Below are 14,947 nucleotides of genomic sequence, written 5' to 3'. Positions count from 1 at the left end.
GAGTATGCGCACCGATCTGGTTCCCGGCGTCGTCGGGCCCGGCGAGTTCTACAAGCTGCTCACCTCGGTCGTCGTCCCGCGGCCGATCGCTTGGGTGTCGACTCGTTCGGCCGACGGCGTCGACAACCTCGCGCCTCACTCGTTCTTCACCGTTTCGTGCGTCGACCCGCCGATGGTGCAGTTCACCTCGGTCGGGATCAAGGATTCGCTGCGCAACGTCCGGGAGACCGGTGAGTTCGTGGTCAACCTGGCCACCGAGGCGTTGTTCGAGCAGATCAACGCCTCGGCGACGGATTTCCCCGCCGAGATCAGCGAGTTCGCCGCGGTCGGCCTGACACCCGAGCCGAGCAAGACCGTCGCGCCCGCTCGCGTCGCGGAGTCACCGGTGGCGCTGGAATGCAAGCTCGAATATGGTCTCGAGCTGGGGAATTCCACCGTGGTCATCGGCAGGGTGCTGCACGCCGCCGTCGACGAGGACGTCTTCGTCACCGACGAGCGCGGCAACACGCTCCCGGCGATCGAGAAGCTGCGCCCGCTCGCGCGGCTGGGTCGCAACGACTGGTCCCTGATCGGCGAAGTCCGCTCGATCTCGCGGATCCCGCACGGCGACTGGCCCGGTCACTACGCCGGATAAGCCGCCGTCCGGCGGAATTCGACGCGCTCCAGTGGCACGACAGCGCCGGTGTCGTCGACGAAGGCGACGTTGACCGGACGGTCCTCCCCGGCACTGCGCCGGATGATGGTGGGCCCGTCCTCGCGTGGCCGGTGCACGTCACCCCACTGCTGCAGCGCGCCGAGAACCAGGCGCAGGTCCATCCCGGCCGGGGTCAGGTGGTAGCTGAAGCGCGCCCGTGAACCGGGTTCGCGATACGGCCGCTTCTCCATCACGCCGGCGTCGACGAGCGTGGCCAGCCGGTCACTCAGCACGTCCGGCGCGACTTTCAGGTTGTCGCGGAACTCCGCGAACCGGGTGACCCCGGCGAGTGCCTCGCGCACGATCAGGAACGTCCATCGCTCGCCGACGACTTCCAGCGAGCGAGCGATGGAACAGGGCTCCTCCGTCTTCGTGGTCATGACCCCAGTCTACGCCCTGGGTTGCCATTTCCAATTCAGCAAGCTAGCTTGGAAATACCTACGCAGCACTGCGCAGGACGGACCGAAGCAGGAGACGACAACCATGGACATCCGAAACTCCGTCGCGGTGGTCACCGGAGCCAACCGCGGCCTCGGCCGCTACCTGGCCGCTGACCTGGTGAAACGCGGCGCGAAGGTCTACGCGGCGGCGCGCAACCCCGCCAGTGTCGACCTGCCGGGCGTGCATCCGCTCCAGCTCGACATCACCGACCCCGCCTCGGTCGCCGCGGCCGCCGCCATCGCGACCGACGCCACGATCCTCATCAACAACGCGGGCTCCGGTACCGGCGCGGCCCTGCTCGAAGGCGACTTCGACGACATCCGCCTCGAGATGGAGACGCACTACTTCGGCACCCTGCGCGCCACGCGCGCGTTCGCGCCGATCATCGCCGGCAACGGTGGTGGCGCGGTCCTGAACGTGCTCTCGGTGCTTTCCTGGCTGCACCCGGCGGGTATCGGCGCGTACAGCGCGGCCAAGGCCGCCGAGTGGGCGCTGACCAACGCCCTGCGCGAGGAGCTCGCGCCGCTGAAGATCACCACGAGTTCGCTGCACGTCGGCTACATGGACACCGACATGGCCGCGCACGTGGACGGGCCCAAGCACGACCCCGCCACGATCGCCGCACTCGCGCTCGACGGTATCCGGGACGGCGTCCTGGAGGTCGTCGCCGACGACCTCAGCCGCCAGGCGAAGGCCGGGCTGTCGGCCGAGATCGTCGCACCGGTCGCGGTGAGCTGAGTTGAGCTAAGTCTGCGCTTCCGTCAGGCGGAGGGTGATCACGCGGCAGACGGACTCCCAGCCCAATGACGCGTAGAGCCCCCGCCCGGCGGCCGTGGCCATCAGGAACATCTCCGGGGTTTTCCTTGCCCTGGCAACGGAATGCAGATCGGTCATGAGCCGTGACGCGAGTCCTTTGCGGCGATGCTGTTCGGCGACTTCGACGGTGTCGACCACGCCATAGCCGTCGATCACCAGCAGCGAGGCCTCGCCCGCGGTCTCCCCGGTTTCGGTGGCGATACAGGTCGCCTTCACCACACCGGACGGCAGCGTGGTTCGGAAGAAGGTGTAGCCGCCGATCTCGGGCAGGTCACCGGAAGCGGCCTTCTCCGGATCGAACCGCATGAACCACTCGACTTCGTCACGGGCGGGCGCGAACCCTGGCGGCGGTTCGGCGGACTGCGCCCCGGCCAGGGGCAGGGTCACCCAGTCGTTGTCGGGGGACGCGCCGTCGGCGAGCAGGTCCATCCGCAGCCAGTCGGTGTCCAGCCCGGGTGTGGTCACCACGTACTCGATCATCCGGCCCGCGCGCCCCACCGGCACGGCGATCGCGGATTTCGCGGTCGGCCGGAGGCCATGGAAGCCGCGCATCTCGGCCCAGCCGTGTGCCCACGCCGTGATGGCGCTGGTGACGCCGGGGTCGGCGGACAAGGTGATCTCCACCGGTTCATCGTAGTGATCCCGATCGGGCGACGGGGCCGCCGGTTAGAGTCGCAGCCATGCGTGTGCTGGTAATTGAGGACGACCGTGAGCTCGGCGCCGAGGTGGCGGGCGGCCTGCGATCGGTGGGGTACGCCGTCGATCTCGCCGAGACACTGGCCGACGCCGACCTGAAGCTTTCGGTCAACGGCTACGACTGCCTGGTGCTCGACAGGCTCCTCCCCGACGGCGACGGGCTCAGTCTTCTGCGCCGTCGCCGCGCCGCGGGCGAGCGCGTCCCGGTGCTCATGCTGACCGCGCTCGACGCGGTGACCGACAAGGTCGCCGGTTTCTCCGAAGGCGCGGACGACTACCTCGTCAAACCGTTCGCGTTCGCCGAACTCTCCGCGAGGGTCAGCGCGCTGTGCCGCCGCGCCGAACACCCGCTGCAGGCGATCGTGAAGATCGACGACCTGGAGCTCGACGTCTCGCGCAAACGCGTGCGCCGCGGCGGAGTACTGCTTTCCTTGGGGGCCAAGGAGTTCGCCGTGCTCGAACTGCTCGTGGTCCGCGCGGGGCAGGTGGTGTCACGCACCGAGATCATCGAGCACTGCTGGGACGAGCCGGACGATCCACTGTCCACTGTGGTCGACGCGGTGATAGCGCAGCTGCGGCGGAAACTAGGCCCGCCCATCATGATCGACACCGTCCGCGGTGCCGGGTACCTCATCGAAGCCAACCCGCCTTCGTGAACGAGACTTCGCCACCTGTCGACAGATGGCGAAGTCCGTTTGCTACGCAGCCGCGGTCGGGCGGACGACGATCTCGTTGACGTCCACTTCGGACGGCTGGTCGATGGCGAACGCGATGGCCGCGGCGATGGCCGACGCCGGGATCGAGATCGCCCGGTAAGTGCGCATCTCGTCACGGCCGCCGAGGTCGGAGATGCTCTCCGCCAGCTCGGACTCGGTGACGCCGGGGGAGATGACGCTCACGCGGATGTCGCCACCGGCTTCCTGGCGCAAGCCCTCCGAGATCGCCCACACCGCGTACTTGGTGGCGCAGTACACCGCCGCCGTCGGGCTCACCGCGTAGGCGCCGATCGACGCGATGTTCACGAACTGCCCACCGCCCTGTTGTTTCATCAGCGGGAGCCCGGCGGCGATTCCGTGCAGCACCCCGCGGACATTGACGTCGATCATCCGGTTCCACTCGTCGACCTTGAGTGCTTCCAGCTTCGACAGCGGCATGACCCCGGCGTTGTTGACGATGACGTCGACCCGCCCGTACTTCTCCCGCGCCGACTCCACAAAGGACCGGACGTCGGCCGCGTCCGTCACGTCCAACGCCCGGAAGTCGACCTCACCGCCGTCCGCACGAATTTCCGCGGCGAGTTTCTCCAGCCGCTCGATCCGCCGAGCTCCCAGCACGACCCGATGTCCCGCAGTCGCCAGCAACTTCGCCGTGGCCCACCCGATCCCACTGCTCGCCCCGGTGATCAGCACAACCTTGTCCATGCCCATTTTCCTTCCGATTTCGGGTGAAACCTGTCTCGGAACTCAGTCTTGGGCGCGGCGAACAGGTCTTCCAGGAAGAGATCTGCCTAGGTGCACCACACCCAGGCAGAATCCACCTCGCGCTTCTAAGCTGGGGACATGAACGAACTCGGTGACTTCCTGCGGGCCCGCCGGTCGCGGCTGAGCCCCGCGGACGCCGGGATCGCCGTCTACGGGCACCGCAAGGTCGCCGGGCTGCGGCGCGAGGAGATCGCGGTGCTCGCCGGAGTCAGCGCGGACTACTACACGCGCCTGGAGCAGGGCCGCGAACGCCATCCGTCCGCGCAGGTACTCGACGCGCTGAGCCGCGCGCTGGATCTCGACGACGAGACGGCGGAGCATCTCTACCGCCTGGCCGGAACCTCGCCGGGCCACAGCCCCGCGCCGGTGCGGGAGGTCGTCAGCCCGGCACTGCTGCAACTGATGGACCACTACACGTCCACCCCGGCGTTCGTCATCAACCGGACACTGGACGTCCTCGCCACCAACGCCATCGCCGACGCGCTGTTCTCGCCGTTCGCCGTAGCGGACAACCTGCTGCGGATGACCTTCCTCGACCCTGCCGGGCGGAAGTTCTACGCCGCGTGGAACCGCGCCGCGCAGGCCGGCGTGGCCAACCTGCGGGTCGCGGCGGGCCACGACCCGCGCGATCCTCGGCTGCTTGAACTCGTCGCGACACTGAGCGCCGCCAGCGAGGAGTTCACCGCGATGTGGACAGCGCAGGACATTCGCGGGAAGACCCAGGACGCCAAGGAACTCCTCCATCCCGAGGTCGGCCCGTTGTCGTTGACGTACCAGGCTTTCGACGTCCGCAACGCGCCCGGCCAGCAGCTGATCATCTACCAGGCCGAGCCCGGCAGCGCGAGCGCCGAGGCGATCATCCTCCTCGGCGCCCGGCAGCCACGGAAAACCAGGCGAAACGCCTGAAGTGTTCCGAGGGGTGGACACGCTGGACGGTGCCGGGCCGATGCCCACAATGGCAGAGCATGGACCGAAATGAGCTGACCTACGACCGAACCCGGGCACAGCAGTGGCTGGCGGGAAAAGCACACGGTGACGGGATGTCGCGGCGCAGCATGCTCCAGCTGTCCGCGGGCGCAGGCCTGGCGCTGAGCGTGTCCGGAGCCCTGTCCGGCGCGACGGCATCGGCAGCCGACGGCCCGATCGTGAAACCGCTACCGCCGGAGCTGTTCGAGGTCTACGGCACCAACGCCGAGACGCGGTGGGAAGCGATGAGCGGACAGGGCTATCTGACCCCGACTGATCGGTTCTTCGTCCGAGACAACACCGCCAGCCCGCTGATCGACGCGGAATCGTGGCGGCTCAAGCTGTTCGGCACGGGGTTGCGCGGCGCGCCGAACCTGGCGAACGCCGTCGAGTTCAGCTACCGGGACCTGCGTGAACTGCCGTCGGAGTCGATCACCGCGTTCATCGAATGCGCCGGGAACGGCCGGAGTTTCTTCACCACCCAACAGAGCCAAACCGTGTCCGGCACCGCGTGGAAGCTCGGCGCCGTCGGCGTCGCCCGGTGGCGCGGCGTCCGGCTCTCGACGGTTCTGCGGCGGGCGGGGCTGACCCGCGACGCGGTCGACGTGCTGCCGCAGGGACTCGACGCGGACTACGTCACCGGCGGGGTCAACCTCGGCAAGGTCCGGCGGCCGCTGCCGGTTTCCAAGGCGCTGCAGGATGTTCTGCTGGCCTACGAGATGAACGGCAAACCGCTGCTGCCCGATCACGGGTTCCCGGTGCGGGTGGTGGTGCCGTCGTGGATCGGGATCTCCGCCATCAAATGGCTGGGGCAGATCGAAGTCTCCGACACTCCGCTGGTGTCTCCGTGGAACACGCAGTTCTACCGTCTGCTCGGTCCCGATTACCCGGCCGAGGGAACGGTGGTCACCGAGCAGGTCGTCAAGAGCGCGTTCGAGCTGCCGCGGGACGCGAATTTCGCCGGTGGCCGCAAACACGTGCTGCGCGGGCGATCCTGGTCGGGCAACGGCCGGATCAAGCACGTCGATGTGAGCACCGACGGCGGCGTGACCTGGTTCCGCGCCCGGCCGACGAGCGCCAACGCCGATCGCGCCTGGCTGCAATGGGAATTTCCGTGGCGCCCCGCGAAACCCGGCGCGTACACCTTGCAGGCCCGCGCCACCGACCTCACCGGCGCCACGCAACCGGTCGAAGCGTCGTATAACACCCAGGGCTACCTTTTCGGGGCGATCGTGCGGCATCCCGTCACGGTGACGTAGATATCAGGGTCGGGGTAGGGGATTCCCCGATGGTCCGGTCGGCCGAACCTTATGAGACTGAGGAGGTTGACGAGGGAGGAAGGACCATAATGGACACTCGGAACATCGCGGACGAACGACTCGGCCACCCGCGCAGCCTGAAGGCGTTTCGCACGGCGAAGACGCTTGTTGTCGGCTATCTCGGCCTCAGCGTGCTCACCCTGATCGCCGTGGCTTTGCTGCGCGATCATCCGGCGATCGTGAACGCGGCCGTCTGGATTCGGGCCGTCGCCGTTGTCGCCAGCGCCGCGCTCATGCTGTTCTTCGCCGTTCGCACGGCGAAAGGCCGCGGCCGCTCTTACCATCGGCTGCGGCTGGTGTCGGCCATCATGGTGGTGGCGATCGTCCTGATCATCGTCTTGCCCGGCGCTTTCCCGGTATGGCTGAAGATCGAGCAAGGTGTCTGCGGGCTCATCCTGCTCGGTGTCGTACTGGTGGTGAACGGCAAACCGATGCGCTCTGTGTTCGCCGCTTAGCTCCAGATGGTGACGTAGACCGGCGGCCGGAACCGCGCGGGCGGAACTCCGGCGCCCGGTGAGCGCATCACCCGCATGGCCTGCGGAGTCGCGAGGAAATGCAGCAGCGACCCCGCACCGGCCGGGCGGCGATCGCGGGACAGCGTCGTGGCGTGCCAGCAGATCGCCATCGGCGTGACCTGCGTCGGCACCACGACGAGCTCGTGCCGCTGAAGCTGGCTCGCCACCAGGTGTTCGACCGCGACGGCGACACCGGCACCGCCGGCCGCCGCGGCCCAGGCGGCGGTCTGGTTCGGGAAGACCTGGATGGCGCTGTCCGGCACGCGCAGTTTGTCGAGAACCTTCCGGGTCTCACTGCCCGGGTCCGTCGCCGACGGCCCGGCGAGCCACGGCCAGCCCGCGGCGCGCCCCCGATAACGGCCACGGGGCGAGCCGACGGCGACCAGGCGGCAGCGGAAGATCGGGTCACTGCTCAGTTCGTGGGCGGTGTCTCCGGACATCTGCGGCCCGAGAGCGACGTCGGCGAGCCGATTCGCCACCAGCACCGGCATTTCCTTGGTCGCCGCCACCCCGGACGATGCCTCGATCGACTCGCCCGAACGTTTGTTGAACGCTTCGACGAGCGGATTCGCCACGAACTCGGCGATCACATCGGTGACGGCCAGCCGAAGCTGCTCGGCCGCGCCCTGCGCCGCGCGGACGGCCGCGTCCGCTTCCGCCCCGAGCGCCACCATCTGCGAGGCGATCGGCAGCAGACGGCTCCCGCCGGGAGTCAAGGTCATCCCGCCGGCGGACCGGATCACCAGCTTGTCGTCGTGCTGGTGGCGGAGGGCCGACAGCGCTTGCGACACCGCGGGCTCACTGACGCCCAGTGCCTTCGCCGCGGCTGTCACCGAACCCAGCCGGGCGACCAGGATGAACGCGCTCAACTGGGTGAGCGTCATTGCTCACCAGCTGTGGTGGTGGTCACATGACCACGGTACATAATCGATGCCTTATCGGGCCATTGCCGCGCCAGGAGACCACCGGAATGCTCCAGCGCAGCACCGATCCCAGGGAGCGCCTATGCAGGTCCCGGCCCAGTTCCAGTACGAGAAGGCGACCAGCGTCGGCCACGCGCTGAGGTTGCTCGCCAAGTACGGCGCGGAGAGCAGGGTCGTCGCCGGCGGGCACAGCCTGCTGCCGATGATGAAGCTGCGCCTCGCCCAGCCGGAAGCCCTGATCGACATCAACGACCTCGACGAACTCGCCCTGATCCGTGTCGACGACGGCGAGCTGTGCGTCGGCGCGATGGTCCGGCACGCGGCGCTGCTCGATTCGGCTGTCGCCGGGGAGCACTTCCCGATCTTCCACGACGCCGAGCGCGTGATCGCGGACCCGATCGTCAGGAATCGGGGCACCGTAGGCGGTTCCCTCTGCCAGGCCGACCCGTCCGAGGACCTGTCCGCGGCGTTCTGCGCGGTCCGCGCGACCGCGGTGATCGAGGGCCTCGGCGGGCGCCGCACGGTGCCGGTGCGCGAATTCCTTGTCGGACCGTACGAAACCGTCCTCGCCGGCGGTGAAATTCTTGTCGAAATTCGCGTGCCGATCGAAGGCTCGGTGTCCGCCTACGAGAAGGTCGATCGCCGGGCGGGGGACTGGGCCGTCGCCGCGGCCGGCGCCGCGGTCCGGTTCGACGGGGAAACGCTGGCGGAGGTGGGAATCGGGCTGACCGCGGTCGGCGCGACGAATTTCGTGGCTGTCGAGGCCGAAGACTTCCTGCGCGGCGGCCCGGCCACCGCCGGGCGGATCACCGAGGCGGCGTCGATCGCCGCCCGGCACTGCAACCCGTACGCCGACCAGCGCGGACCGGTGGCCTACAAGCGATCCCTCGTCGCCACCCTCACCGCCCGTGCCCTGACCCGCGCGGTCGCGCGCCACCACGGGGAGCGCTGACATGCAGATCACCGTCGACGTCAACGGGAAGAGCTACGCGCGCGAGATCGAACCGAGACTGCTGCTGGTGCACTTCCTGCGCGACGACCTCGACCTGACCGGTACCCACTGGGGCTGCGACACCTCCAACTGCGGCGTCTGCGTGGTGTGGCTCGACGAGGTCCCGGTGAAGTCCTGCACGGTGCTCGCGGCGATGGTCGACGGCAAGTCCGTGCGGACCGTCGAGGGCCTGGCGAGCACCGAAGGCCTCGACCCGGTGCAGCGGGGATTCACGCAGTGCCACGGACTCCAGTGCGGGTTCTGCACCTCGGGCATGATGATGACCGCGCGTGCGCTGCTCGATAGCAACCCTGATCCGACCGAGCCGGAGATCCGGGCCGCCATCTCCGGGCAGTTGTGCCGCTGCACCGGGTACGAGAACATCGTCCGGTCGATCCGCTGGGCCGCCGAGTACGAAGCTGCCGAAGCCGCCACGGACTTCGGCGACGACCTCGACGAGGAGGTGACGGCATGACCGCCACCGAACCGAATCCCGCCACGACACCGATGGGCTACGGCCGGATGCTGCGCAAGGAGGACGCGCGGTTCCTGCGCGGGCGCGGGCGCTACGTCGACGACGTCAAGCTGCCCGGCATGCTGTACGGCGCCGTGCTGCGCAGCCCGTACGCGCACGCCAGGATCCTGTCGGTCGACGCCAGCGCGGCCGAGGGACACCCCAAGGTGCTGGCCGTGATCACCGGCGAGACCCTCGACGCGATGGGCCTGGCGTGGATGCCGACGATGTCCCAGGACGTCCAAGCCGTGCTGGCCACCGACAAGGTGCGCTTCCAGGGGCAGGAGGTCGCGTTCGTCGTCGCCGAAGATCGTTACGCGGCAAGGGACGCGCTGGAACTGATCAGCGTCGACTACGAACCGCTGCCGCCGCTGGTCGACGCGAAACGGGCACTCGACCCCGACGCGCCGCTGATCCGCGATGACGTCAAAGGCCGGGTGAACAACCACATCTTCGACTGGGAGACCGGTGACAAGGCGAAGACCGACGAGGTGTTCGCGGGCGCGGACGTCGTTGTCACGCAGGACATGCTGTACCCGCGGGTGCATCCCGCGCCGCTGGAGACCTGCGGGACGGTGGCCGACCTGGACCCGGTCTCCGGCAAGCTGACGATGTGGACGACCACGCAGGCGCCGCACGCGCATCGCACGGTGTACGCGCTGGTCGCGGGTATCCCGGAGCACAAGATCCGGATCGTCGCGCCGGATCTCGGCGGCGGGTTCGGCAACAAGGTCGGCATCTACCCGGGCTACCTGTGCTCGATCGTCGGGTCGATCCTCACCGGCAAACCGGTGAAGTGGATGGAGGACCGCTCGGAGAACCTGATGAGCACGTCGTTCGCCCGCGACTACCACATGCATGGTGAAATCGCGTCCACAAAGGACGGGAAGATCCTCGGCCTGCGGGTCAAGGTGCTCGCCGACCACGGCGCGTTCAACGGCACCGCCCAGCCGACGAAATTCCCGGCCGGGTTCTTCGGTGTCTTCACCGGTTCCTACGACCTGCGGGCGGCGCATTGTGAGGTCACCGGGGTCTACACGAACAAGGCGCCCGGGGGAGTGGCTTACGCGTGCTCGTTCCGGATCACCGAAGCGGTGTACCTCGTCGAGCGGATGGTCGACTGCCTCGCCTACGAACTCGGCGTGGACCCGGCCGAGCTGCGGATGCGGAACCTGCTCAGAGCCGAACAGTTCCCGTACACCTGTGCCACCGGCTGGGAATACGACTCCGGCGACTACCCGCGCGCGTTGCGGATGGCGCTGGACATGGCCGGGTATGACGAACTGCGGCGCGAGCAGGCCGAGAAACGGGAACGCGGCGAGCTGATGGGAATCGGGATCAGCTTCTTTACCGAAGCCGTCGGCGCCGGGCCGCGCAAGCATATGGACATCATGGGCCTGGGCATGGCGGACGCCGCCGAACTCCGTGTCCACCCGACAGGCAAGGCCGTGCTGCGGCTGTCCTGCATGAGCCAGGGGCAGGGCCACCAGACGACTTTCGCGCAGATCGTCGGCGAGGAACTGGGAATTTCGCCCGACGACATCGAGGTCGTGCAGGGCGACACCGACCAGACGCCGTTCGGTCTCGGGACCTACGGCTCGCGGTCGACACCCGTCTCCGGTGCGGCGACCGCTGTCGCGGCCAGGAAGGTCCGTGACAGAGCCAAGATCGTCGCGTCGGCGATGCTGGAGGTGAGCCCGGACGACCTGGAGTGGGAGAAGGGCCGCTGGTTCGTCAAGGGCGATCCGGAGCAGGGCCGGACGATCACCGAGATCGCGCTCGCCGCGCATTCCAGCCTGGAACTGCCCGAGGGAATCGAGGGGCATCTCGACGCGTCCTGTGTGTACAACCCGCCGAACCTGACTTATCCGTTCGGCGCATACGTTTGCGTGGTCGATGTCGACCGGGACACCGGCCGGGTGCGTGTGCGGCGGTTCATCGCCGTCGACGACTGCGGGGTGCGGATCAACCCGATGATCGTCGAAGGACAGGTCCACGGCGGCCTCGCCGACGGCATCGGGATGGCGCTGATGGAGGGCATGGCGTTCGACGGGGACGGCAACCATCTCGGCGGGTCCTTTATGGACTATCTGCTGCCGACGTCGATGGAATGCCCGTCCTGGGAGCTCGGCGAGACGGTCACCCCGTCCCCGCATCATCCGATCGGCGCCAAGGGCGTCGGCGAGTCCGCGACCGTCGGTTCGCCGCCCGCGGTGGTGAACGCGGTGCTCGACGCACTCAAGCCGCTCGGCGTGCGGCACGCCGACATGCCGCTCACCCCGGCCGCGGTGTGGAGCGCGATGCAGGGCACTCCACTTCGGACAGACCTGGCGATCGGCTGATGGACACGCCCGAGGTTCCCGACGTCGCCGCGCTGTCCGGGATGCTGGAAGCGACCGGCTACCTGACCGACGAATCGCTGTCCACCGCGCTGTTCCTGGCGGTGCGGCTGGGCCAGCCGATCCTGCTCGAAGGCGAGCCCGGCGTCGGCAAGACCGAGGCCGCCAAGTCGCTCGCCCTCGCGCTGGACACTCCGCTGATCCGGCTGCAATGCTACGAGGGCCTGACGTCGTCGGACGCGTTGTACGAGTGGAACTATCCGCGTCAGCTGCTCGGCATCCGGCTGGCCGAGGCCCGCGGTGAGGCGCTGACCGACGCGGACCTGTTCAGCGAGGACTACCTGATGGCGCGGCCGTTACTGGCGGCGCTGGAACATCCCGGACCGCGTCCGGCGGTGCTCCTGATCGACGAGGTGGACCGCGCGGACGACGAGTTCGAGGCGTTCCTGCTCGAACTGCTCGCCGAGTCGACCGTGACCATCCCCGAACTGGGCACGCGGCACGCGATCATCCCGCCGATCGCGGTGCTCACCTCGAACCGGACCCGGGACCTGCACGACGCGTTGAAGCGGCGGTGTCTTTACCACTGGATCGCGCATCCCGACGTCGACCGCGTGGCGGCGATCATCCGGCGCCGGGTGCCCGGTGCGGCTGACTGGCTCGCCGAGCGGGTCGCGGGTTCGGTGCATCGGTTGCGGGGCTTGGATTTGTACAAGCCACCGGGGATCGCGGAGGCGATCAGCTGGGCGGCCGCGTTGCACGTGCTCGGTGTCGAGGTGCTCGACGAGGAGGCGGCCGGGCGCACGATGAGCGCGGTGCTGAAGTACGACGAAGACCGCGTGACCGTCGCCGCGCGAGGCCTGGCGGGAGTGGTCGGTGACTGACCTCGCGGCGGTCGCCGCGCGCTTCGGCGCCGCGCTGCGGAGCGAAGGCGTCGCCGTCGGCGCGGACCGGTCCGCCCGGTTCGCGCAGGCGATCACCGTGGTGGCCCCGAGTTCGGCGTCGGAGCTCTACCGGTGCGCGCTGGCGACCTTGATCTCCGACCCAGCGGAGATCCCCTTGCTGGACCGGGTTTTCGCCGCCGTCTTCGAGGGTCTGGTCGACCCGGCCGAATTTCGTGGGGACCCCGGGAATTTCGGCGACACCCCGTCCCATGCCCCCAACGCCGCTTTGGGGACCTTGAACGTCCCCAACGCCGCTTTCGGGTACTCCAGTGCCCCCAACGCCGCATTGGGGGAACACGACGTCGAGGTACCGACAGTGGGGAGCGCGGCGGAATCGTTGGGCAGCCGCGATTTCGGCGCGCTCGACGCGGAAGAGCTGGCTCTGCTCGCCGAGGTCATGCGCCGGTTCACGATCGCCACGCCCCTGCGCCGCTCCCGCAGGTTCCGCGCCGCGCCGGGCGGCCGTGAGGTCGACCTCCGCCAGACCCTGCGCCGGGCCCGGCGTTCGGGTGCCGAACCCGTGTTGCTCAGCCGCCGCACGCCACGCCGCAAACCCCGCAAACTGGTGGTGCTCTGCGACATCTCGGGTTCCATGCAGGCGCACGCCCGCGCCATGCTGCAGCTGCTCTACTGCGCGTCCGGTGGCGCCCGCGCCGAGGTGTTCACCTTCGCCACCCGGTTGACCCGCCTCACCCGCGTGCTCGCCACCCGCCCCGCCGACGCCCTGCGGCTCGCGGGGGAGTTCGCCCCCGACTGGTCCGGCGGCACGCGGATCGGTGCCGCGCTGCGCGAATTCCTCGACGTCCACGGCACCCGCGGGATGGCGAGGGGCGCGGTCGTAGTGATCATCTCCGACGGCTGGGAGACCGGCGACCCGGCCGGACTCGGCGAGCAGATGGCCAGGCTCGCCCGGCTCGCGCACCGCGTCATCTGGGTCAACCCGCGCACCGCGAGCGCGCGGTACCAGCCGCTCGTCGGCGGAATGGCCGCCGCCTTGCCGTACTGCGACCAGGTCGTCAGCGCGCATCGGCTCGACGCGCTCGGCCCGCTCCTCGACGCCGTCGCCGGCCGGAAGCCGCCGCGAACGTGATTCGAGCGTTACCGAAATCGTGCTTGACCGCCGCGATGTTATCGCTAACACTTGGCCCTGCTCAGCACACGATAGGGTGCACGCGACGATGCGGACAGGAGGTTTCTGCGATGGCCGGTACAGCTCGACCCGGTGAACCCGAACGCGCGGCGACCTCCGGGCGCCAGCCCAGCCTCACCGATGTCGCCGGACTCGCGGGCGTGTCACACATGACCGTCTCGCGGGTGATCAACGGGACCGGCTCGGTGAAAGCCGAGACACGGGCCAGGGTCACCGCCGCCATCGAGGAACTGGACTACCGCCCCAACTCCGCCGCCCGCGCACTGGTCACCGGCCGCTCCGGCACCCTCGGCGTGGTCGCGCTCGACTCCACTTTGTACGGTCCGGCCAGCACGCTCTACGGCATCGAGAACGCCGCCCGCGAAGCCGGCTACGCGATCACGATCTCCAGTGTCAGCCGTCCTCAGCGTTCGTCCATTTCGGACGCGGTGGAGAACCTCCGGCGCCAGGCCGTCGAGGGCATCGTGGTCATAGCGCCGCATGTCGCGGCCGGCCGGGCACTGGAGTACGCGCCGCGCGACGTGCCGCTCGTCGCCGTCGGCGGCGGCGAAACCGCGTCGGTGCCGGTGATCGCGGTCGACCAGTACGACGGCGCCCGCCGCGCGACCGAGCATCTGCTCGCGCTGGGACATCGGACGGTCTGGCACGTGGCTGGCCCGGGGGACTGGCTCGAGGCGCGCGACCGTGAGCGCGGCTGGCGCGAGACCCTCGAGCGGCACGGCGCCGAGGTCACGCGCGTGGTGCGCGGTGACTGGAGTTCGAGGTCTGGTTACGAAGCGGGGAGGTCCCTCGTCGCGGAACGGGACATGAGCGCGGTGTTCGTGGCCAACGACCAGATGGCGCTCGGGCTGCTCCGGGCGTTCACCGAAGGCGGGTTGACCGTGCCGAAGGACGTGCATGTCGCGGGCTTCGACGACGTGCCGGAGGCGGCGTACTTCAGCCCGCCGCTGACGACCGTCCGCCAGGACTTCATCGAGCTGGGCCGCCGGACCTTCGGCCTGCTCATCGCCAGGATGGACGGAGGCGAGCACCAGGTGCGCCACCTCGTCACCCCGGAACTGATCGTGCGGGAGAGTACCGGCCCCAGGTAAGGGCCTCCACGCGGAAACCGGATGACGTCTTGATCCGCAAAATGTTAACGCTAACAAGTTGATCAAT

The 14,947-nt window shown here is 68.9% G+C and carries 16 protein-coding genes; 12 read left to right on the top strand and 4 right to left on the bottom strand.

Annotated elements, in window-relative coordinates:
* The first annotated feature begins 4 nt into the window (after positions 1-4).
* Positions 5-634 (top strand): flavin reductase family protein, encoded by a 630-nt coding sequence (locus tag VGP60_RS05415; protein ID WP_327546739.1) that lies wholly within the window; start codon positions 5-7, stop codon positions 632-634.
* Here VGP60_RS05415 and VGP60_RS05410 read toward each other — a convergent pair.
* Positions 622-1,074 (bottom strand): helix-turn-helix domain-containing protein, encoded by a 453-nt coding sequence (locus tag VGP60_RS05410; RefSeq protein WP_327546738.1) that lies wholly within the window; start codon positions 1,072-1,074, stop codon positions 622-624. The two genes, VGP60_RS05415 and VGP60_RS05410, sit on opposite strands and share 13 nt — an antisense overlap.
* Positions 1,075-1,177: 103 nt before the next feature.
* Here VGP60_RS05410 and VGP60_RS05405 point away from each other — a divergent pair, with 103 nt between their 5' ends.
* Complete coding sequence (locus tag VGP60_RS05405; protein ID WP_327546737.1) at positions 1,178-1,873, top strand: SDR family oxidoreductase; 696 nt, start codon at positions 1,178-1,180, stop codon at positions 1,871-1,873.
* A gap of 6 nt (positions 1,874-1,879) precedes the next feature.
* On the opposite strand, the gene VGP60_RS05400 is transcribed toward VGP60_RS05405, so the two are convergent.
* Positions 1,880-2,575, bottom strand: a complete 696-nt coding sequence (locus tag VGP60_RS05400) for a GNAT family N-acetyltransferase (RefSeq protein WP_327546736.1) — start codon at positions 2,573-2,575, stop codon at positions 1,880-1,882.
* A gap of 56 nt (positions 2,576-2,631) precedes the next feature.
* Between VGP60_RS05400 and VGP60_RS05395 the strand changes: the two genes are divergently transcribed.
* Positions 2,632-3,303 (top strand): response regulator transcription factor, encoded by a 672-nt coding sequence (locus VGP60_RS05395; RefSeq protein WP_327546735.1) that lies wholly within the window; start codon positions 2,632-2,634, stop codon positions 3,301-3,303.
* A gap of 42 nt (positions 3,304-3,345) precedes the next feature.
* On the opposite strand, the gene VGP60_RS05390 is transcribed toward VGP60_RS05395, so the two are convergent.
* Complete coding sequence (locus VGP60_RS05390; RefSeq protein WP_327546734.1) at positions 3,346-4,068, bottom strand: SDR family oxidoreductase; 723 nt, start codon at positions 4,066-4,068, stop codon at positions 3,346-3,348.
* Between the two features lie 138 nt (positions 4,069-4,206).
* Here VGP60_RS05390 and VGP60_RS05385 point away from each other — a divergent pair, with 138 nt between their 5' ends.
* The 3 genes from VGP60_RS05385 (at position 4,207) to VGP60_RS05375 (ending at position 6,868) form a co-directional block, all read left to right on the top strand.
* Positions 4,207-5,034: a helix-turn-helix transcriptional regulator gene (locus VGP60_RS05385; RefSeq protein ID WP_327546733.1), complete on the top strand. Its 828-nt coding sequence runs from the start codon at positions 4,207-4,209 to the stop codon at positions 5,032-5,034.
* 59 nt (positions 5,035-5,093) lie between these two features.
* Complete coding sequence (locus VGP60_RS05380; protein ID WP_327546732.1) at positions 5,094-6,353, top strand: sulfite oxidase; 1,260 nt, start codon at positions 5,094-5,096, stop codon at positions 6,351-6,353.
* 89 nt (positions 6,354-6,442) lie between these two features.
* On the top strand, positions 6,443-6,868 hold the full coding sequence (locus VGP60_RS05375) for a hypothetical protein (RefSeq protein ID WP_327546731.1): 426 nt from the start codon (positions 6,443-6,445) through the stop codon (positions 6,866-6,868).
* Here the strand turns inward: VGP60_RS05375 and VGP60_RS05370 are convergent.
* The gene (locus VGP60_RS05370; RefSeq protein ID WP_327546730.1) at positions 6,865-7,812 is read right to left on the bottom strand and encodes a LysR family transcriptional regulator; all 948 of its coding nucleotides are present in this window, start codon (positions 7,810-7,812) and stop codon (positions 6,865-6,867) included. The genes VGP60_RS05375 and VGP60_RS05370 overlap by 4 nt on opposite strands.
* Before the next feature lie 121 nt (positions 7,813-7,933).
* Here VGP60_RS05370 and VGP60_RS05365 point away from each other — a divergent pair, with 121 nt between their 5' ends.
* From VGP60_RS05365 to VGP60_RS05340, 6 genes are all read left to right on the top strand, one after another.
* On the top strand, positions 7,934-8,803 hold the full coding sequence (locus VGP60_RS05365; protein ID WP_327546729.1) for a xanthine dehydrogenase family protein subunit M: 870 nt from the start codon (positions 7,934-7,936) through the stop codon (positions 8,801-8,803).
* Between the two features lies 1 nt (position 8,804).
* Positions 8,805-9,317, top strand: a complete 513-nt coding sequence (locus VGP60_RS05360; protein ID WP_327546728.1) for a (2Fe-2S)-binding protein — start codon at positions 8,805-8,807, stop codon at positions 9,315-9,317.
* The gene (locus tag VGP60_RS05355; RefSeq protein WP_327546727.1) at positions 9,314-11,698 is read left to right on the top strand and encodes an aerobic carbon-monoxide dehydrogenase large subunit; all 2,385 of its coding nucleotides are present in this window, start codon (positions 9,314-9,316) and stop codon (positions 11,696-11,698) included. Before VGP60_RS05360 ends, VGP60_RS05355 begins: the two co-directional genes overlap by 4 nt.
* The gene (locus VGP60_RS05350; protein WP_327546726.1) at positions 11,698-12,579 is read left to right on the top strand and encodes a MoxR family ATPase; all 882 of its coding nucleotides are present in this window, start codon (positions 11,698-11,700) and stop codon (positions 12,577-12,579) included. Before VGP60_RS05355 ends, VGP60_RS05350 begins: the two co-directional genes overlap by 1 nt.
* Positions 12,572-13,729, top strand: a complete 1,158-nt coding sequence (locus tag VGP60_RS05345; protein ID WP_327546725.1) for a vWA domain-containing protein — start codon at positions 12,572-12,574, stop codon at positions 13,727-13,729. Before VGP60_RS05350 ends, VGP60_RS05345 begins: the two co-directional genes overlap by 8 nt.
* A gap of 110 nt (positions 13,730-13,839) precedes the next feature.
* On the top strand, positions 13,840-14,880 hold the full coding sequence (locus VGP60_RS05340; RefSeq protein ID WP_327546724.1) for a LacI family DNA-binding transcriptional regulator: 1,041 nt from the start codon (positions 13,840-13,842) through the stop codon (positions 14,878-14,880).
* Positions 14,881-14,947 lie beyond the last annotated feature (67 nt).

It is taken from the genome of Amycolatopsis sp., from assembly GCF_036008905.1.
Taxonomy (GTDB): Bacteria; Actinomycetota; Actinomycetes; order Mycobacteriales; family Pseudonocardiaceae; genus Amycolatopsis.
Note: the sequence above shows the minus strand (reverse complement) of the source record. Positions and strands in the feature narration are given on the sequence as shown.